Origin of the sequence: Sutterella wadsworthensis (assembly GCF_003315195.1) — a bacterium.
Classification (GTDB): Bacteria; Pseudomonadota; Gammaproteobacteria; order Burkholderiales; family Burkholderiaceae_F; genus Sutterella; species Sutterella wadsworthensis.
The window spans coordinates 1-19,989 of record NZ_QNRV01000039.1 but is presented as its reverse complement, the minus strand read 5'-3'; the positions used below and the strand labels follow the sequence as shown (position 1 = coordinate 19,989).

The 19,989-nt window shown below is 57.9% G+C and carries 17 protein-coding genes; 8 read left to right on the top strand and 9 right to left on the bottom strand.

The window, feature by feature from the left end; genetic code table 11:
- Window positions 1-601 precede the first annotated feature (601 nt).
- From DES29_RS11240 to DES29_RS11230, 3 genes are all read left to right on the top strand, one after another.
- Entirely contained in the window at window positions 602-1,591 is a 990-nt protein-coding gene (locus DES29_RS11240) for an ABC transporter substrate-binding protein (protein WP_021996049.1), read from the top strand.
- A gap of 83 nt (window positions 1,592-1,674) precedes the next feature.
- The gene (locus tag DES29_RS11235) at window positions 1,675-3,348 is read left to right on the top strand and encodes an ABC transporter permease (protein ID WP_113854908.1); all 1,674 of its coding nucleotides are present in this window, start codon (window positions 1,675-1,677) and stop codon (window positions 3,346-3,348) included.
- A gap of 2 nt (window positions 3,349-3,350) precedes the next feature.
- Complete coding sequence (locus tag DES29_RS11230) at window positions 3,351-4,439, top strand: ABC transporter ATP-binding protein (protein ID WP_021996051.1); 1,089 nt, start codon at window positions 3,351-3,353, stop codon at window positions 4,437-4,439.
- A gap of 88 nt (window positions 4,440-4,527) precedes the next feature.
- Here the strand turns inward: DES29_RS11230 and hypE are convergent, their stop codons facing one another.
- From hypE to hybE, 8 genes are all read right to left on the bottom strand, one after another.
- Window positions 4,528-5,589 (bottom strand): hydrogenase expression/formation protein HypE, encoded by a 1,062-nt coding sequence (gene hypE / locus DES29_RS11225; RefSeq protein ID WP_016474561.1) that lies wholly within the window; start codon window positions 5,587-5,589, stop codon window positions 4,528-4,530.
- 47 nt (window positions 5,590-5,636) lie between these two features.
- Entirely contained in the window at window positions 5,637-6,776 is a 1,140-nt protein-coding gene (gene hypD, locus DES29_RS11220; protein WP_005428742.1) for a hydrogenase formation protein HypD, read from the bottom strand.
- Complete coding sequence (locus DES29_RS11215; protein ID WP_005428743.1) at window positions 6,773-7,057, bottom strand: HypC/HybG/HupF family hydrogenase formation chaperone; 285 nt, start codon at window positions 7,055-7,057, stop codon at window positions 6,773-6,775. Before DES29_RS11215 ends, hypD begins: the two co-directional genes overlap by 4 nt.
- A gap of 42 nt (window positions 7,058-7,099) precedes the next feature.
- Window positions 7,100-9,691, bottom strand: coding sequence for a carbamoyltransferase HypF (gene hypF, locus DES29_RS11210; RefSeq protein ID WP_113854907.1), 2,592 nt, complete (start codon window positions 9,689-9,691; stop codon window positions 7,100-7,102).
- A 36-nt stretch (window positions 9,692-9,727) separates the two neighbouring features.
- On the bottom strand, window positions 9,728-10,600 hold the full coding sequence (gene hypB, locus DES29_RS11205; RefSeq protein WP_005428746.1) for a hydrogenase nickel incorporation protein HypB: 873 nt from the start codon (window positions 10,598-10,600) through the stop codon (window positions 9,728-9,730).
- 139 nt (window positions 10,601-10,739) lie between these two features.
- Window positions 10,740-11,108 carry a hydrogenase maturation nickel metallochaperone HypA gene (gene hypA, locus DES29_RS11200; protein WP_021995581.1) on the bottom strand — a complete coding sequence of 123 codons (369 nt, stop codon included), beginning with the start codon at window positions 11,106-11,108 and terminating at the stop codon, window positions 10,740-10,742.
- On the bottom strand, window positions 11,101-12,630 hold the full coding sequence (locus DES29_RS11195; RefSeq protein ID WP_021995580.1) for a hypothetical protein: 1,530 nt from the start codon (window positions 12,628-12,630) through the stop codon (window positions 11,101-11,103). Before DES29_RS11195 ends, hypA begins: the two co-directional genes overlap by 8 nt.
- The gene (gene hybE, locus DES29_RS11190) at window positions 12,627-13,406 is read right to left on the bottom strand and encodes a [NiFe]-hydrogenase assembly chaperone HybE (RefSeq protein ID WP_016474556.1); all 780 of its coding nucleotides are present in this window, start codon (window positions 13,404-13,406) and stop codon (window positions 12,627-12,629) included. The genes DES29_RS11195 and hybE overlap by 4 nt, the downstream gene beginning before the upstream one ends.
- Between hybE and DES29_RS12540 the strand changes: the two genes are divergently transcribed.
- The 4 genes from DES29_RS12540 (at window position 13,405) to cybH (ending at window position 17,691) form a co-directional block, all read left to right on the top strand.
- On the top strand, window positions 13,405-13,581 hold the full coding sequence (locus DES29_RS12540; RefSeq protein WP_155815178.1) for a hypothetical protein: 177 nt from the start codon (window positions 13,405-13,407) through the stop codon (window positions 13,579-13,581). The genes hybE and DES29_RS12540 overlap by 2 nt on opposite strands.
- 517 nt (window positions 13,582-14,098) lie before the next feature.
- Complete coding sequence (locus DES29_RS11180) at window positions 14,099-15,193, top strand: hydrogenase small subunit (protein ID WP_005428750.1); 1,095 nt, start codon at window positions 14,099-14,101, stop codon at window positions 15,191-15,193.
- Entirely contained in the window at window positions 15,193-16,956 is a 1,764-nt protein-coding gene (locus DES29_RS11175) for a nickel-dependent hydrogenase large subunit (RefSeq protein ID WP_016474554.1), read from the top strand. Before DES29_RS11180 ends, DES29_RS11175 begins: the two co-directional genes overlap by 1 nt.
- 15 nt (window positions 16,957-16,971) lie before the next feature.
- Window positions 16,972-17,691 (top strand): Ni/Fe-hydrogenase, b-type cytochrome subunit, encoded by a 720-nt coding sequence (cybH, locus tag DES29_RS11170; RefSeq protein ID WP_005428752.1) that lies wholly within the window; start codon window positions 16,972-16,974, stop codon window positions 17,689-17,691.
- On the opposite strand, the gene DES29_RS11165 is transcribed toward cybH, so the two are convergent.
- Window positions 17,688-17,888, bottom strand: coding sequence for a hypothetical protein (locus tag DES29_RS11165; protein ID WP_016474553.1), 201 nt, complete (start codon window positions 17,886-17,888; stop codon window positions 17,688-17,690). The genes cybH and DES29_RS11165 overlap by 4 nt on opposite strands.
- An 81-nt stretch (window positions 17,889-17,969) precedes the next feature.
- Here DES29_RS11165 and DES29_RS11160 point away from each other — a divergent pair, with 81 nt between their 5' ends.
- Window positions 17,970-19,508: a TerC family protein gene (locus DES29_RS11160; protein ID WP_021995573.1), complete on the top strand. Its 1,539-nt coding sequence runs from the start codon at window positions 17,970-17,972 to the stop codon at window positions 19,506-19,508.
- The last annotated feature ends 481 nt before the right edge of the window (window positions 19,509-19,989 follow it).

The following is a 19,989-nucleotide window of genomic DNA, read 5'->3' as shown; positions in this document are numbered from 1 at the left end:
GGAGGGCGGGGGGAAAAGAAGAAGTGAAGGACGGAAAAAGAAACGTGTTGGGGGTAAATAGGGGGGGTCCTTTTTTGGGTTTAATAAAAAAAGTAAAATTCCCCCCCCCCCCCCCCCCCTCTTGCTGTCAAGGAAGGCTTTCTGTTTTATAGATTTGAAGTCTCTCTTCAAAGCCAAAATGCTGCAAGAAATCTAACAATTTCATATTGCTGCGAGTTTTCTGATGTTGCCTGAATCAAGGGCATAGTTGAAACTTTGTTGTTGGCGCACGGCATCTGCTTTGCCAATTCAGTGAATGGAGCGCCGGCCCGGTAAGCGGGATGAAAACGGTGTGAAGCAAGCGGAGCGGCAGACGCATTGAGATGGTCGGTCTGACGCGAAAATCAACGGGCTGGCAAGCGAAAAGAGCCGTCCGACACAAACTTTTGACTCACTTCAGAGCGGATCGATTTGACGGATTCCTCCGCGAAAGATGGGACAGGTTTGAGTTAACGGGATGTTCTGATCCGATGTTCTGCCGTTACAATTTGCAAGGTTCTGACGGATATGTTTGATGACATTTCGCCGGATCAAAAACCATTCGCTGCCAGGAGTAAACGCCATGGGTTTTAAGTTTCCCATTCTTATTGCGGGTTTTTGCCTTGTCACAGGTGCTGTGAACGCAGAAGAGCTCAACGCGTACTCGATCATGCCTGAAAAGTATGCTTCGAAAATCTTCGCTGAGTTCACCAAAGACACCGGCATCAAAGTGAATTTCCTGCGCTTTTCTTCCGGTGAGGCCTTGGCTCGCCTGACCGCGGAAAAGAAGAACCCTCAAGTCGACGTTATGCTCGGCGGACCGGCTGACACATATGCGGCCGGCATCAAGGAAGGCATTTTTGAAGCCTACCGACCGAAGGATTCTGACGCCATTCCGGCCAACCTTCGTGATCCGGGGAACCACTGGACGGGCATCGGCATCATTCCGCTCTGCTTCTTAACGAATACCAAGTTCCTCGAAAAGAACGGCATGCAGGCGCCGACAAAATGGGCTGATCTCCTCGATCCCCGCTATAAGAACGGTCTGCAGATGGCTGACGCGCGAACTTCCGGCACAGCTACCGAACGTATTTATTCGCTCGTCAAGGTGATGGGCGAAGATGAGGCCTTTGCGTTCCAGAAGAAGCTCAATGCCAACATTCAGATGTACACGAAGAGCGGCGCGGGCGGCGCAATGCCGATTGCGACGGGGCAGTGCGCCTCGGGGATTTTCTACATCGTTGACGCACTCGATATTGCTCAGCAGGGCTATCCGGTGAAGATCACGTATCCGGAAGACGGCGTGAGCTTCGGCATTGAAGCGACCGGCGTTATTGCCGGCGGCAAGAATAACGAGCAGGCCAAGAAGTTCGTCGACTGGGCGACCTCAAAGCTCTTTGCTGAATTCATCGTCGCCAACAAGATCAACTATGTGCCGGCCCGAACGGACGTTGAAACGCAGAATCCGATTCTGGATCTCTCGAAGATCAACGTGATCACGACCGACGTGACGTGGAAAGGTGACAACCGCAAGCGCTTCACTCAGCGCTGGATCAACGAGGTGATCCGTTAACTGCTTCGCCCAAGCGGAGAGATCGTCTGACTTAAGACGCTCTCCGCTTTTCTTTGAGTCTCGTTTTTAGGGTGCTTCATACGATGGCACACACTCAATCGCTGCCCCAACGCGGCGATGCCGCATCCCGATTCACGGTATTGATGCTGTGGGTTTTGCTGGCTGTCTTCGTTGTCTATCCGCTCGTGCGCCTGCTCGCAATGGCTTTTACGGCCGACGGGAGCTTCACGCTTGAGAACCTCCGCCCCTTTGTGGAAAGCTGGTATGACCGGCAGGCGGCAGTGAACAGCATTCTTTTGGGCTGTTCGGTGGGCGTCGCAGGAACCGTGCTGGGTTTTATCTTTGCCTTCGCCGTGACGCGGCTCTCGCTGCCCAAATGGCTGTGCGCCGCGGTAAGTGCCGTAACGCTCTTGCCGCTTATTTCTCCGCCCTTCACAAGCAGTATTGCGCTGACGCTCTCGCTCGGACCCAACGGCATTCTGCTCGATTTCTTCGGTCTCGGAAACTTCAATTTCTACGGATTCTGGGGCACTTTCATTTCAGAAACGCTCACCTTCTTTCCAGTAGCGTTCATGACGCTCTCGACGATTCTGGCGCGTATTGATCCGAATCTGGAGGATGCGGCGTATTCGCTCGGAGCTTCGAGCTTCAAGGTCTTCCGCACGGTGACGCTGCCGCTCGCGGCACCGGGCATTGCCAACGCATTTCTGCTCGTTTTTTCCTGCTCGCTCGCAGACTTTGCGACGCCGCAGGTGCTGGGCGGTCACAGCTTCCCGGTGCTGCCGACGCAGGCCTATCTGGTCATCACCGGCATGTATGACTTCAAGGGCGGCGCAGCGCTTTCATTCATGCTGCTCATTCCCGCCATCATCGTTTATTCACTGCAGCGCTGGTGGGTCGGCAAAAAGAGTTATGTGACCGTTTCGGGCAAGGCCGGCGGCAGAAGCAGCGTGAAAGGCCCCGGACCGCTTCTATCCTCGGTGATCGTCGCGACGGTTGCCGTGGTGATTGCCTTCATTCTTTATCTCTACGCCATCATCCTCACGGGTTCGCTGGTGAAGGTCTGGGGCGTCAATAACGAGATCACGCTCGAAAATTACAGCTACGTCTTCACGCACGGCAGCAAGGCGATTAAAGATACGCTGCTGATTGCCTGCATCGGCACGCCGCTGGGCGGTTTGCTCGCCGTACTGGTGGGCTACGCCACGGCGAGGCTTAAAGTGCGCGGCAGCCGAATTCTGGAGACGGTGTCGCTCCTCAATTACACGCTGCCCGGTACGGTGGTCGGCATTGCGTACATCATTGCTTTTAACGACAAGCCGATCATGCTCACGGGCACCATCTACATCTTGGTGGCGGCTTATCTCTTCCGTTATTCCTCTGCGGGCATCCGCAACGTGATTGCAGCGCTTTCGCAGATTGACCCGTCTATTGAAGAGGCGAGTCGCAGTCTCGGCGCTTCTTCGGTGAAGACCTTTACGTCCATCACGATTCCGCTGGTGCTGCCGGCCATTCTCGCGGGCATGCGGTATCTCTTCATCCATTCCATGACGGCCATCAGTGCGACGATCTTCCTCGTGTCGGTTCACTGGACGCTCATCACCACCCGCATTCTGGAATGCATGACGGAGCTGCAGTTCGCGCAGGCCTGCGCTTTCTCCATTGTTCTTATCGTTCTCGTTTTCATTGCTTCGGGCGTCATCAATCTGCTTGCTCGGGCACTTTGCCGCAGCGGCGACGCCATCGGAGTTCACTGATCATGTCCATTTCACTCGAACTGCGCGGCATCTGCCGCACGTATGTCAAAGACAACGAAACCTTTTTGGCGGTCGACAACGTGAACCTGACGGTCAGCCCCGGAGAGTTCCTTACGTTTCTCGGCCCGTCGGGCTGCGGCAAGACCACCACGCTCAGAATGATCGCCGGGTTTGAAATACCGTCTTCGGGGCAGATCATTGTGGACGGCTCAGACATTACTCAGGTGCCGGCCAATAAGCGCGACATGGGATTTGTCTTTCAGAACTATGCGCTTTTCCCTCACATGACGATTTTTGAGAACGTTGCCTACGGTCTGCGCATTCGCGGGCTCTCGGGCGACGCGCTCGCTTCGAAGGTGCGCGAAGGTTTGGCGATGGTCGGCCTGGGGAACGCCGAGCAGCGCTATCCCAATCAGCTCTCGGGCGGCGAACAGCAGCGCGTGGCGCTCGCGCGCGTGCTGGTGCTGAGGCCCAAGATTCTGCTGATGGACGAGCCGCTTTCCAATTTGGACGCAAAGCTGCGTCTGCACATGCGTACGGAAATACGCCGCATCCAGCAGGATCTGCGCATCACGTGCCTCTATGTCACGCATGACCAGAAGGAAGCGCTCACTATGTCGGACCGCATAATGGTGATGAACCGCGGCCGCATCGAGCAGGTCGGCACGCCGATGGAACTTTATGAAGATCCGGCAACGCCCTTTGTAGCGGACTTCATCGGTCAGGCCAATCTCATTCCCGGGACGCTTTTGAATGCTGAAGACGGCTACGCCCGCTTTCAAATTGGAGAGGCTGTGCTCAAGGCCCGCATGGGGCGTCAGAACCCGCCCGCAAAGGGTGAAAAGGCGCTGCTCGTGGTTCGTCCGGAAAATCTTGGCTTCAGTCAGGATGGGGGCGGCATCGCCATGCGCATCGTTAATCGTCTGTTTGAAGGCGACCGCATCAACTACGAAGTGGTGATTCCCGGTCTGGAGCAGATGAAGCCCTTTGCCATGTCCGTGCCGTTCCTGCCCGGGACGAAATTAGCGGATGCTGATGCAGCCATATATGCATCCTTTATGCCGGATGCGGGGGTGGTTATCCGCGGGTGACTGCAGACCAACCGCTCAAATTCAAAAGAGGCAGCTGAGAAAGTTTGCTCAGCTGCCTCTTTTTTGAAATCCGGCTCTTTCGACAGAATCAGCAGATGCGCGGAAGCTGCTCGCCGGTAAGCCAGTCGACCATGCGGCGGCCGCCCATCAGGGTTTCCATCTCTACAAATCCCGGTCCTTCGGAGCGCACTTCACCAACTTTGGCTGCCCCCGCGCCATGCGGATCCGCCTTCATGGCGGCAAGCGCCGCATCGGCTTCATCGGCCGGAACGATGCAGATCAGGCGGCCTTCGCAGGCGCTGAAAAGCGGGTCGAGTCCAAGGAATTCACAGGCTGCGCGGACTTCATCCTTCACGGGGATGGCCGCTTCGTGCAGCAGAATGCCCACTTCAGATTCGGCAGCGATTTCATTCAATGTTGTCCCCAGGCCGCCGCGGGTGGGGTCACGCAACACATGCACATTGGGGGCTGCCGCAACAATCGCTTCCACCATGCGGCCGAGCGGCGCACAGTCGGAAACCAGCGTCGTGCCGAAAGTCATGCCTTCGCGCAGACTCATTACGGTCATGCCGTGATCACCGATGGAGCCGGAAACCAGCACAACGTCGCCGGGACGGGCTGCTTTGCCGGAAACCAAATGATCAGTCAGCCGCTCGCCGATGCCGGTCGTAGCGATGTAGACGCCGTCGCCGTGTCCTTTTTCCACAACCTTGGTGTCGCCCGTCACGATGGCAACGCCGGCTTCCTTGGCCGTTTCGGCCATGGAGATCACGATTTTCTCGAGGTCAGCGAGCGGAAAACCTTCTTCGAGAATAAAGGCCGCGGAAAGCCAGAGCGGCTTAGCCCCGCACATGGCAACGTCATTCACCGTGCCGGTCACGGCCAGCCGGCCGATGTCGCCGCCGGGAAAGAAGAGGGGTTTCACGACGTGGGCGTCACAGGAAACGGCTACCGGTTTGACGATAGGCGGCATGACAGCGCCGTCGTGGCCCTGAGCGAGCCACTCGTTGGTGAGGTGTTTGGCAAAGAGTTCGCCGATCAGCTGAGCAGAAGCCCGTCCGCCCGAACCGTGCGTCATGTCAACTGTGCCGCGGCGCACATCCAGCCGCCGTCCCAGTCCTGCACGTTCTGCCTTGAGATCATGAGTCATTGTTTTTCTCCGCTTGAAAGGTTTTGCGACGCTGACGGGCCGCAGGATCAGGCGTTTTTCTGAATTTCAATCGTGCTGTGACGGCCGTAGCTGTAGTACGCGGCGCAGGCGCCTTCGGAAGATACCATGCAGGCGCCAATCGGATGCGCCGGCGTGCAGACCGTACCAAAGAGCCGGCAGTCCTTGGGTTCTTTTTCACCGCGCAAAATGGCGCCGCATTCACAGGCCTTATTGTCTGCCACACGGATTTCCGGCATTGAAAAGCGCTTTTCGGCGTCAAATTCAGCATATTCCGGGCGAATCCGGAGGGCGGATTTTGGCACCGTTCCGAGACCTCGCCATTCAAAGGATTCGCGCGGCTCAAAGACCTGCGCCATGAGCTCGACCGCCTTGCGGCTGCCGTTTTCCGTGACGGCGCGGATAAATTCGTTTTCCACTTCGCTTCTGCCGTCGTTCACTTGACGCACAAGCATCAGGATCGAGTAGAGCATATCGAGCGGTTCGAAGCCGCACACCACCACAGGAATCTTCCAGTCGCGGGCAAAGTGCTCGTAGGGCTTCCAGCCGATCACGGTGGAAACGTGCGCCGGTCCCACGAGGCCGTTCAGCTTCGGCGCATCCGGACGGTCGGGCGCGGTGAGGAGAATATGCTCCATCGCCGCCGGCGTGAGCACGTGGCAGCAGAAAACGGAAAAATTCTTCAGCCCAAGCCGCTTCGCAGCGAGGATGGCAGCTGCCGTCGGAGGCGTTGTGGTTTCAAAGCCGATGGCAAAGAAGACCACCTGACGGTCAGGATTTTCGCGCGCAATCTTCACCGCATCCATCGGTGAATAAATCATGCGCACGTCTCCGCCCTCGGCCCGGCACTTAAAGAGAGACCGGCCTTTGGAGGCCGGCACGCGCATGGCGTCGGCGTAGGTGCAGAGGATCACATGTTCATTCAGTGCGAGGTTCATCGCCATGTCGATGCGGCCGATGGGCATCACGCACACCGGACAGCCCGGACCGTGAATCATGCGGATGGATTCAGGGAGAATGTCGCCCAAGCCCCAGCGGGAGAGCACGTGGGTGTGGCCGCCGCAGAACTCCATGAAGCGGTATTCGCGCTTGGGGTCGGCTTCTTCGCGGATGCGTGCGGCAATGCCCTTGGCGGTTTCGCCGGAACGGTATTCGTCGACGTACTTCACGCCGTTATCTCCTCAGAGTCAGCACTCGGGGCGGCGGGGTCGTTCGATGCCGCAGCGGCAGAAGGGGCAGCCAAGGCGGCAAGCGCCTTGAGCGTTTCCTGCGCTTCGGCTTCGTCAATGCGGTTGAGTGCAAATCCCACGTGCACGATCACCCAGTCGCCCGATTTCGGGTCATCAATCAAGGACACGTCCACGTCTTTTTCAATGCCGCCGATCATCGCGGCGGCGGTCATGCCGTCGGGCGATACGGTGGTGAGCTGAGCAGGAACTGCGAGACACATGATTAAATTCTCTTGAATGAAAAAAGTTCAATCGCTGCCGCGTCAGACGCGGGTCGGAGCTGCCGCGGAAGTTGCACTTTCGCTGCAGCCGGGGTCTCTTGAGTGATTGAACAGGGTTTTATCTTGAATGAAAGGATACTCGGCTCTGCCCTCAGCCAAAGCGAGGGACGCGAGCCAAGCCTGACCGAGCGCGAGTCCGCCGTCCCCGGGCGGCACGACATGCGGCAGATGCGCAGCAATGCCGAGCGCTTGGAGTCCGGCCGGAACGGCTGAAGCCAGTGTTCGGTTGAGAAAGCACCCGCCCGAGAGCATAACGTCGGCGCGGTCAGGGTCATGGAGCGTTGCGGCATCAATCCAGTCGACGAGCGCTCGAGAAAGAACGAGTTCAAAGGCAGCGGCGGCCTGAGCCTGACGGCGCTTCGTGCGGCCTTCCGGGTGCGCGAGAAAAGCCGCGAAGCTCTTCCAAAAAGGTGCGAGCGACAGTACGCCCTGTTCAATTGTCCAGGTCGGGTCAAAGCCGGCGAGAATCTGCGTTTCAGGAACGTGCCGCAGGATCGGCGCCGCCGCGCTTTCGAGCCGCATGGCGGCGGTGGCTTCGTCCTTTTGAATGCGGCAGAGTCCGAGAAGCGCTGCTGCGGCATCAAACCAGCGGCCGAGCGCTGAGGTTCTTGGCGTATTGGGCGAGGCAGCCAGCCGGGGAAGCGCAGCAAGCATCCAAGGAGACACTTCGGGGCCGGAAAGCAGCGGCTCAATCAAATCTTCACGATCGATCGAAAGCAGGAGTGCTGCGCCCATGCGCCAGCATTCCCGAGCCGCACGGTCGCCGCCCGGGAGCGGGAGCGCTTCCAGAGTGCCCAGCCGTTCAAAACCTTCGGCCGAGCAGGCGAGTAGTTCTCCGCCCCAAACACTGCCGTCGGGACCGAGTCCGACGCCGTCCAATGCTGCGCCGATGGTGCGTGTGCTGCGGCCGGCTTCAGCCATCACCGCTCCAACATGAGCGGCATGGTGCGCAATGGCGACAAGGGGTTTTTGGTGCTCATGGGCAAGCTTTTGTGCGAGCTGCGCGGAGAAAAAGTCCGGGTGCAGGTCGCAGGCGTAAGCATCGGGCGCTTCATCGAGAATTTTTTCGAGGTGCTCGGCCGCGAGCTCAAGTGCCTGACAGCTCGCCACATTTTCCAGGTCGCCGATGTGCTGCGTGAGGAAAAGTTCACTGCCGCGGGTGAGCGCAGCCGCGTTCTTTAAGAAACTCCCCGCGGCCAATACGGCGTGCGGCGCACGGCACCCTTGGGCGGCGGGCACCGCTTGAATCTGCACGGCTTCGGGCGTGACGCCGCGTCCGCGGCGCACCCAGAGCGGCAGGTCGTTCACAAAGCGCACAACCGAATCATCGCACCGGATGAGAATCTCACGGTTATGCATGAGGAACTTGTCTGCAATCTGCCCAAGACGAAGAACGGCTTCGTCGTTGTCAATCACAAGGGGCTCTCCGCCGGGATTGGCGCTCGTCATGACGAGGAGTGACGGGCAGAGGCGCTTTTCAAACCAATCCGCCTCGGCGGGCTCACCTTCGAGCGCATGGAAAAGAAGCGCATGAAGCGGCGTATAAGGCAGCATGACGCCAAGTTCGCTTACCCCGTCGGCGATGCCCGGCAGTTCAAGGCGCGGCTTTGTCGGGTCTTCGTCGGATTCGATGCGTTCGAGGAGGACGATGGGGTGGGCGGGAGAAAGAAGCATCTTCTCTTCCGCTGCCGAGACATGCACAAACTCGCGAATGGACTGAGTGTTTGCGGCCATCACTGCCAGCGGCTTCTCGCCGCGGCCCTTACGGGCGCGCAGCCGTTCAACCGCCAGAGGGTTCCGTGCGTCGCAGACGAGGTGAAAGCCTCCGATCCCCTTAACCGCAACAATTTCGCCGCGGGCAATCGCTGCGGCGGCAGCCCGAACAGGGTCGCCGGCTTCGGGAATCAAGTGCCCACGGGCATCCGTCCACGAGAGCTCTGGTCCGCACACCGGGCAGGCATTAGGCTGAGCATGAAAGCGCCGGTCAGCAGGATTTTCATATTCCTTCAGACAGGCCGGACACATCGGAAACACCGCCATGGACGTCTGCGGACGATCGTAGGGAAGGGCGCGTGTAATCGTAAAGCGCGGACCGCAGTGCGTGCAGTTGGTGAAGGCGTAGCGAGAGCGGCGATTGGCCGGCGTAAAGACCTCTGTGAGGCATGCCCGGCACACGGATGCATCCGGAGTGATCATCGTTGAGACTTCACCCGCGGTTTCGCTTTTAACGATTCGGAAATCCGTAAAACCGACCGTCTCCGCCGGAAAAATTTCAAGCGTATCGATGCGGGCCAATGGCGGGCATTCGCGGCGCAGCGCAGCCGGAAAAGCATCCAAAGCCTGCGGATCCCCCTCCAGACGGACGCCCACCCCCTGCGGGTCATTGAAGACTTCGCCGCGAAGGTTAAGTGCCGCGGCAATGCGCCAGACCGTCGGGCGAAAGCCTACGCCTTGAACGAGGCCGTTCACGCGTACGAGTCGGGCTTCAATGTCTTTAGCATTGACGTTGGTCGGGGTCACGATGTTCTCTTTATGGACTGAATGCTCTTGAAGGAGCTCGGAAGGCTGCTTCACGAGAAGCGGCTCCAAGCTCCTTCATCAGGAAGGCCGTCAGAGGCTTGCGAGCACGAGCTGAGCCTTTACCCAAGCAAGCCACTTTTCCAATCCCTCGCCTGTGGTGGCTGAGAGCTGGAGCACCTTGGCTCGGGGATTGACGCGCAGCACATTGGCTGCGGCCCGTTCAGCGTCAAAGCGAACATAGGGCAAAAGATCAATCTTATTGATGATCACCAGATCGCTCGCGCGGAACATGTCGGGGTATTTGAGCGGCTTGTCGTCGCCTTCGGTGACAGAGAGCACTGCCACTTTATGCGCTTCGCCGAGATCAAATTCGGCCGGGCAGACGAGGTTGCCGACGTTTTCGATAAAGACTACTGAGTGTTCAGCGGGCGGGAGCGCGTCAAGCGCACGTTCAATCATGGCCGCATCCAGATGGCAGCCCTTGCCGGTATTGATTTGCAGCGCACGGGTGCCGGTCGCACGAATGCGGTCCGCATCGTTGTCGGTTTCTTGGTCGCCTTCAATCACCATGGTGGGCACATCGGAGAGCGCCTTGAGCGTTGCGCAGAGGAGTTCGGTCTTTCCCGATCCCGGGCTCGAGACGAGGTTGAGCGCAAGCGCACCGAGTTTGGCGAAGAGCGCGCGGTTCTTGGCGGCTACGGCATCGTTGCGCGCCAGAATGTCCTCTTCAATCGAAATGGCGCGGCCGGCGGACATATCCGCATCGTGCGAATGCGCCGGATGGTCATGCCCGTGACTGTGGTCGTGCGGATGGGCATGAGCATGTTCATGATCGTGGGTATGTCCGTGATCATGTTCATGGTCGTGATCGTGGTCATGAACCGTGAGCGTTACGTTGCCGTCGGCGTCAACATGTTCATGCATATGTGGGCCGGAATGGCCGCAGCCGCAAGTGGTGCACATGGATTTTCTTCCTTTTCATCTGAAGTCTGCGGAGTGCTCATCTGCCGCGAAGGCAGCATGGCGATTTTCAGCAGTGCTTTTTTCGTAAAGCGGAAAGAGGGTTCTGAAGGTTTTGGGATGTATGCGGGCGGTCTGGCCGTCAGCCGTGACTGTCCGCAGGATCGTCAGGAGCTTCAAGAATGTCGATCACGCGCATTTCCGTTCCTCCCGTCGCGGCAAGCTGATAGCCGCCGCAGTCGGGGCAGGGATCGCCGTAGCGGTGAAGCGGAATGGTTTTTTGGCATTGAAGACACCAAGCTTCGCCGTTTGGCCGTTCAATTTCAAGTTCTGCGTTTTGGGCAACGCCGCCCTTACGCACTGACTGCCAGGCAAATTCGAGACTGGGAATGTCCACGCCGGCGAGTTCGCCGATGGAGACGCGCACGGTCTTCACATGCTGGACATGGTTGGCATTGGCCGTGCGTTCAACAATTTCGATGATGCCTTCGGCTATGGAAAGTTCATGCATTGCTCGGCACTCCAATCAGTTCATAGGCGGCATCACTATAAGCCGCTGCAGTCTGCGGTGCACGCACACCGTTGTCCGTGCGTTCCGTGCGGGGAGCTGCCGGCCGGCGCATCGCTTCGAGAGCGGCATCCTGAGCCTGTGTTCCCACCGCGGGCGTATAGGCAAACGTGATCGGCACGCAGGCATCGAGCGCAAAGAGCGCACGGCGCACACGGACCTCAAGCTTGCGGCGTTCAAGATCGTCCTGCGGGAAACGCAGTTCCTTTACCACCGGCCGGGCAATGCGCTGACCCGGACCATTGGGAGAGAATTGCCATTCCGTGGGAGAGGTGATGCGCAGTGCAGTGAGTTCGCCCTGGGCAGAAACGGCCGCCGCATGGGCGAGGAGTCCCCGAGCGGTCTCAACGAGACAGATTCCCGTGCCGTCGGCGGGCGACGAGGCCGAAAGGATATGTGTAAAGGCGTCGCCCGCTTCGAGCGCTTCATCTCGGGCTTCCCGGCACATCGTGCAGGCCCGGTAGGCGCGAAGCACTTCAGCAGTTTCGACGATGCGCGCAGCCATCAGTACTGCGGGCTTGCAGCCGAAGCGGCTGAGGAGCCCCTCCACCACAGGGTGGTTCCGAAGCCGTGCTGCGGAACCCGTGAGCCGCGGCGTGCCCTGCCAGAAAGGCGCAAGGTCAAAACCCGGATCATGGAGCATGCGGTAGCAGAGCTCTTCGCTGAAGGCCTGCCTTTCGAGCGCGGCGTGATGCGGCAGCGGCGGAATTTCGGATTCCGGGAAGGCCCGCGGGTCAAGCGTTTCAGCGCAGGCGAGCATGGAGGCAAGCAAGTGGGCAGCGGGCAGTTTCGCCGCGTAAGTCTTCGCCCACTGCATTATCGCGGCTGCCGCTTCTTCATCGGGTTTTTCGACCAAGCCGCAGAAATCCTCCGGCGGCATTCCCCAAAGGCTCGTTTGAGCGATGGCGGCAGCGGCATTCATGGAGGCCGAGAGCTCTGCCCGCGTGCGCTGAGCCAAATTGTGTTCCGTTTCCGACCACGAGCTGCTCATCGGGAGCTTAAGCAAAGCGCTGGCTGCCTGAGAAAGGACGGCGCGCAGACGCCCGACAGCACGAGCGTCAACGGGCTCAAGAGCGGGGGCCGGAGGCATATCTCCCGGCATAACATTGAGCGCTTCGCTTTCAAGCTCCAGGCGAGAAGCTTCCAAAAGCAGAACGCGGAGGTTTTCTGTGAGCCCCTCAAGCCGCACGGCATCCGCCAAGAGACGCTGACGTTCGAGCTTAGAGCCGTCAAGTTTTTCATCTTCACCGCGGGCTGCCGACAAAGCGCCCTCAAACGCGGCCAGATGAGCGAGCGGACATAGGCCATAAAGGAGCGTCAGCATCCGGCGAACTTTTCCGCGGTTTTCCGGCAGCGATGCCGCGCGCGCAACAGCATTGGTGCGCGTTGAGGAAACGACTGCCGTCGCTCGGCTGCAGGGCTTTGACTTGATATGAACGCGGATGGAGGCATCATCAATGATCATGGCTTGATGTCCTCCGAGTGAGACGTTGGGCGAAGCGGATAGTTCGCGCCGTTTTCGGCATGCGTCGTGTCTGCGCTGATGAGGGGCGCTGCATCCGACGGCTCTGCTTTTTTGCGGCGGCCGAAGAGTTCGCGGCGCGATACGGGTTCTTCGAGCTTATCGAAGAAGGATTCGCGCTCAGCGGGCTGAGGTTCAGGTTCAGGCTTGGGCGGCGTTAAGGGCGGCGTTGCTTCAATGTTTTTGGGCGGAGTCATTCGAATCGGAATGACGCGGCGAAGCTGGCCGTCCGCGGTCGGCGGCACCCAGGCGGCTGCGTCTTCATCGTCCTCCGGAATGGACTGCGCCTTAAAGAGCGTGTCTAAAGTGATTTTGCCGATGAGGTCAGCGGTTTCCTGATCGCCCACATCAAGGAGCGGGCTCTTGAGCGACAAAAAGAGGCACCGCCCCAAAATCGGATCTTCAACGGCCCGAAATGGAAAGTCGCCCGCCGGCAGTTCAATGATTCGGGTGCGGTCGGCAGGAACGTCTACCCATCCTTCTCTTGACCCGCAGGCATAAATGCCAAGCACTGCCCAGGGCGTCGTCACTACGCCGATCCAGTCGTTGCCCCAGCGCCGCCAGCCGGCAGAGCGCACAACGAGCTTGGGGTTGAGGATCGGGAGACCCGCCATGCGCGTTTTTTCAATCTGCCGGAGACCTTCGTCGAAAAACTCCGCCGGCGACTGCGTAAAAACGCGCAGGCGTCTGCTCGGATTCTCGCGTTGCGCTTCGGTCATGGATCTTTCTCCTCACTTCTCCATATTGCCGGAAGGTCATCAAAACTCGATCGGCTCCGGCATGGAAGACGTTTTGCGTCTGCTGACGGCATGCGACGCGTCCATGGTGCCGAAGCGGCGGGATGACCGGCCGGCAGCTGCGGCCTCTTTTGCCGTCCTTAACGGACGCTCCTGATTCAGGCAAAAGGCGCAGTCTGTTTTTTTGCTCCCCGAGTATAGAAGGCCGCCGGTCGAGCGCCAATCCGTCGAAGGAATACGCTTTCCTAATCTTTAAGCAGTAGAAGCGCAAAACGTCCGTCCTCTTTGGGAGAGCCATTTTGCTGAAAACGAAACGGCCGCCAAAACGATATTTGAAAACGGAATGTCGTACCTTGAAGAGCTAATAGTGTTTTCCAATGACATTGATTATTCAGAAAATGCTTGGCTCTACACCTTGCTAGTACTTTTGGCCTATGCGAAGCGAGCATTAGGGGGGATGCGCAGAACAATTTTGGGTTTTAATCTTCTCACCAGCTGCAGCGACAAGTGTTTTCAGAACCTTTTCGCTATTTCTCGATATCGCGGGAAAAAGATTTTGGCAAAAGCAGTCTTAAATCCTTAATCGCGGCAGAATGAAAAGAAGCTTGCCTCCGGCGCACCCTCCAGCCGGTTTCCAAGCTCGACCCGCTTTTCTCTAACGAGGGGAGACCAACATGTTTGAAACGCAATACGAGGCGCTGCGCCGCCGCGGCATCAGCCGCCGCAGCTTCCTGCAGTTCTGCTCGCTCACTGCGGCGAGCCTCGGACTCGGGAGCGCCGGTGCGCAGGAAATCGCCCATGCGATGGAAACCAAACCGCGCACGCCCGTTATCTGGCTCCACGGCCTGGAATGCACCTGCTGCTCTGAAGCCTTCATCCGATCCTATACGCCGATCGTCGCCGATGTGGTGACGAACATGGTGTCGCTCGACTACGACGACACGATTATGGCTGCTGCCGGCGAACAGGCAGAAGAGTCGCTGCACGAGACGATCGAAAAGTACAAGGGCAACTACATCCTGGCTGTCGAAGGCAACATTCCGCTTCATCAGGGCGGCATCAACTGTGTGCCTAACGGCGAAATCTTCCTCAATAAGATCAAGCACGTCGCCGAAGGCGCCAAGGCTGTGATCGGCTGGGGTTCCTGCGCCGCCTGGGGCTGCGTGCAGGCTGCTAAGCCCAATCCTACGGAATGCGTGCCGATCACGGAAGTGATTACCGACAAGCCCATCGTCCTGGTGCCGGGCTGCCCGCCGATTCCGGAAGTGATGACCTCGGTCATTACCTACATCCTCACCTACGATCGTCTCCCGCCGCTCGACCGTCTCGGCCGTCCGAAGATGTTCTACGGCCAGCGCATTCACGACAAGTGCTATCGTCGCGGTCACTTCGACGCCGGTCAGTTCGCCGAGAAGTTTGATGATCAGGGCGCCAAGCTCGGCTACTGCCTCTATAAGGTCGGCTGCAAGGGTCCGACGACCTATGCGCCTTGCTCCACGATTCAGTGGAACGAAGGGCTGTCCTGGCCTGTTAAGTCCGGCCACGGCTGCATTGGCTGCGCTGAACCCAACTTCTTTGACAAGGGCAGCTTCTACGAACACGAAACGACCGTTCTGCCCCCGATCTTTGCGGGCGTTGAAGGCACGGTCGATAAGGTCGGCCTCGCCACTGTTGCAGTGGTGGGCGCTGCAGCTGCAGCGCATGCTGCGCTCTCGGCGGTTGCTCAGGCGCGCGCCAAGACCAATAAGGAAATCGGAGGTAAGGAATAATGAGCGAACGCAGAATCGTAGTCGACCCGGTCACCCGTATTGAAGGTCACCTGCGCGTGCAGGCAGTGCTGGGCGATGACGGCAAGATTGTCGACTCCATGAGCACCGGCACGATGTGGCGCGGCCTCGAAGTCATTTTGAAGGGCCGCGATCCCCGCGACGCCTGGGCGTTCGTTGAACGCATCTGCGGCGTCTGTACGGGTATTCACGCGCTTTCCGCCGTCCGTGCCGTTGAGGATGCAATCGGCATCAAGATCCCGAAGAACGCCAATCTGATCCGCAACATCCTGAATGCCACGCTCTACATTCATGACCATATCGTTCACTTTTATCAGCTCTCAGCGCTCGACTGGGTGGACGTTGTCAGCGCGCTCGATGCTGATCCGCGCGAAACGGCTGCTATCCAGCAAAAGATTTCGCCGCGCCATCCGCTCGCAGCTGTCGGTTACTTCCGCGATGTGCAGAACCGCGTGAAGAAGCTCGTTGAATCGGGGCAGCTCTCGATTTTCAATAAGGGCTATTGGGGCCATCCCGCCATGAAGCTTCCGCCGGCCGTGAATCTGCTTGCGGTCGCTCATTACCTTGAAGTGCTCGACTTCCAGCGTGAAGTTGTGCGCATTCATACGATTCTGGGCGGCAAGAACCCGCATCCGAACTATCTTGTGGGCGGCGTCGCCTGCCCGATCAACGTCCACGATACGGGCGCCCAGGGCACAATGGTAAACGAAGTGACGCTTAACTATATGCGTCAAGTCGCCCAGCATGCCATCGATGTCGTCGCGAACGTCTATATCCCGGACATTAAGGCTATTGCATCCTTCTATCCGGATTGGTTCAAGTACGGCAAGGGGCTCGCCGGCATCAACATGTTGTCTTACGGTGACTTCCCCGAAATCGCTAACGACTATTCTGACAAGTCGATTCAGATTCCCCGCGGCGCCATTCTCAACGGCAACCTCAACGAAGTCTTTGATGTTGACACGCGCGATCCCGAGCAGGTTCAGGAATTTGTTGACCACTCCTGGTACAAGTATCCGGAAGCCGACAAAGGTCTGCATCCGTGGGACGGCATTACTGACCAGCACTACGAACTCCCGCCGGGAAGCGACGGTACGGAAACGAAGTTCAACTGGCTCGCTCCGGACGGCAAGTATTCCTGGATCAAGAGCCCGCGCTGGCGAGGTCACATGATGGAAGTGGGGCCGCTTGCCCGTATGGTGATCGGCATCGCGAAGAACGTTCCGCACTTTAAGGAACCGGCTCTCGAACTTCTCAAGGAATTGAATCTCCCGCTCGAAGCGGCCTTCTCCACACTCGGCCGTCATGCTGCCCGTGCGCTTGAGTGCCAGTGGATGACGCACAAGCTCGCGCAGTACATTGATGACCTGACGGCCAACATCAAGGCCGGCGACGAAACTGCGGCCAATATGGAGTTCTGGGAACCCAAGACTTGGCCGAAGGAATGCCGCGGCGTGGGTCCGTGCGAAGCTCCGCGCGGCGCACTCGCGCACTACTGCGTCATCAAGAACGGCCGCCTCGAAAACTGGCAGGCGGTGGTGCCCACGACCTGGAATGCTTCGCCGCGCTCCAGTGAAGGGCAGAAGGGTACCTATGAGCTTTCGCTTATTGGTACGCCGCTCGCTGATCCGAAGCGTCCGCTGGAGATCATCCGTACGATCCACAGCTTCGACCCGTGCCTTGCCTGCGCTACGCATCTCTACTCGCCCGAAGGCGAAGAGCTTACGTCCGTGCAGGTGTGCTGAGGTCAAGGAGGACCTATGAAAATCGATCCAGTCACCTACGAAGTAGACATGAGTGCGGGTACGCACCCGCTTTATGTCTGGGAGGCGCCGGTTCGAGTGTGGCACTGGGCCATGATGGTCTGCATGTTCGTGATGATTGTGACCGGGTTCCTCATTGGGGCGCCTTTGGTTTCCAATCTCGGCGATACATGGGCTACCTATGACTTCGCCTACATCCGCTTTGCGCACTTTGCGGCCGGCATCATCTACACGGTGCTTTTCATCTACCGTCTCTACTGGGCGGTCGTCGGGAACAAGTACTCGCGTCAGATCTTCATTCCGCCGCTTTGGTCGTGGAAGTGGTGGAAGGGCGTTTTCGGTCAGGTTGCCTATTACCTCTTCATGAAGAAGACGAGCGCAGAGTACGCGGGTCACAATCCGCTCGCGCAGCTCGCCATGTTCGGCTTCTTTGTGTTGGGCAGCATCCTCCTCATCATCACGGGTCTTGCGCTTTATGCTCAGGCCTGGGGTGCCGACACGAGCTGGATGGCCTGGTTCGGATGGGTGTTCACGCTCTTTGGCGATGCTCAGGCCGTGCGTACGGTGCACCATGCACTGATGTACGTGCTGATTATCTTCACCATCGCGCATATGTACATGTCCTTCCGTGAAGACATCATGGGCGGCTGCACCACGCTCTCGTCCATGACCACGGGTCTGCGCATGTTTAAGCACGCCGGCGGTGATGAACATTAATTCCAAATAAAAGTCAAACCATTGAAAAACTCACCTGGAGCCAGTGCTTTAGGTGAGTTTTTTTTCAGTGCAACCGGCAGTGCACGTGTGATGGTGTCAGGCCCTCCCGGAGTTAGTTTCCGGGCGTTTGGAATATAATCTCCAGCATGTAAACCCATGAGAGTAATCGCTTCATCATCCGAGGCAGCCGAAATCATGGGTTTTTGTATCTTCGTTATAAAAATATCTTATGTTCGGGGACTTCCGCGGCTGATTCGAGAGCCGCTCTGTTGCTGCTGATGGAATTTCTTTTTGATCCCACCCTGTGGGTTGGACTTTTGACGCTTGTTGTGCTCGAGCTGGTGCTCGGCATCGACAATTTGGTTTTTATTGCCATCCTGGCCAAAAAGCTGCCGGCAAAGCAGCAAGACCGTGCACTTTATACCGGTTTAGGCATGGCCATTTTCCTGCGGCTAGCTTTGCTTTCGGTGATGAGCTGGCTGGTGGGGCTGACAGCGCCGCTGTTCACGCTCTGGGGGCATTCGTTTTCCCTGCGTGACCTTATTCTTTGCGCCGGCGGGCTCTTCTTGCTTTTTAAAGCCACTTCAGAACTTCATGAACGATTGGAAGCGCGTCCGCATGAAGAAAGCGCGGCGGGTTCTGCGACAAGTTTTTGGCTGGTGATCGTCCAGATTTTGATTTTGGATGCGGTCTTCTCCTTGGATTCCATTATTACGGCCGTCGGCATGGTGGACAATCTGGGCGTGATGATGGCAGCAGTAGTAATTGCCATCGGCGTCATGATGCTCGCCAGCCGTCCGCTGACGGCCTTCGTCAACGCACATCCCACCGTGGTGGTTTTGTGCTTGTCGTTTTTGCTCATGATCGGCCTCTCACTCGTGGCTGATGGGTTCGGCTTCCATATACCGAAGGGCTATCTCTACGCGGCCATTGGCTTCTCGGTCATGATCGAGTTCTTCAACCAATTGGCTGCCCGCAATCTGCGTAAGCATACGGAGAAGCTCCCCTTTCGCGCTCGCACGCTTTCGGCGATTGTGAATTTGATGGGCCGGCCCGGCGAAAAGGTTGACACGGCTGCCGAGGACACTGCCCGAGACCGCAAGCCTGACATGTTTGCTGAGGAGGAACGGCACATGGTTGAAGGCGTGCTTTCCTTGGCGGAACGTACGGTCAAAACCATCATGACGCCGCGCTGCGATGTGGTCTGGATCGATCTAGAACATCCCGCATCGGAAATTGCCGCGCTGATCAAGCGTGAGCCGCACAGCTGCTACCCCGTCTGTGAGGGGTCGCTTGACAATGTGATCGGGATATTAAAAGCGAAGGATTTAGCCGGCGATACGCTCAATCCTGCTGCTATTGCCGACATTGCTCGGCGCCGTCGTGCATTGGTGGTGCCGGAAACGGTCAGTGTGATTGGATTGATGAGGAATTTTCAAGAGGGCAATCATCACATTATTTTGGTGGCTGACGAATTCGGCATTATCCAGGGCTTAGTGACGACGCATGACCTTTTGGAAGCGATTGCGGGTGATTTTCCGGATGAAAACGAGGGACGCTTTATCGAACCGATTGCGGGAGGTTGGTCGGCAGAGGGTGCTGCTGACCTCTTCTTGGTCGAACAGACCACACAGGTGAGCGGACTGCGTCCCGAAAATGGCAGCTGCGCAACGCTCGCCGGGCTGCTCTTGGAGAAGTTCGGGCGGATTCCGACAGCCGGAGAGTCCATCACGTTCAGCGGACTGCGGTTCGATGTGGTTAAAGCAACCCGCAGCCGTATCGAACGGGTGCGGATTTCCCGAACTGATGCGCACTGACGGTTTGTACGCTCATAAAGTGAGGAGCCAGCAGGGGGGGGGGTGTGAAACCGCTCTCCTTAGATATTTCAAGCAGGTCAAAGGAGAGCAACCGTTCGAGCAGTGCGGTTTCACTGACGATATGGACTGTCAGAGTTGCCCTGATTTGGGTCTAAAGTGCGTTGAGTACGGACAAATTTCGGCTCAATACATTCAAGACGTCATACATATTTACGTACTACACATCGTGGTGCGGTTATTTGCAGGTGCTCTCCGATGCGAAGAAAATCCTGAGTCTTATAATTCTTAAAATATTCATAACGAGCTGAAGTCCTTTTGAAATGCGACTGGCATTCAGCTGTCAACAATAAGAAGAGCCAGTCAACTACCCCGGCCTAAAGGCCGAAGCTTGTGAAAGCAGGTCTGGTTGACCAGCCTAAGTTTTTCGAGAACTACGTTGCAGACAGGTTCAAGACCCACCTCGGAATGCTTCCTCAGTTCC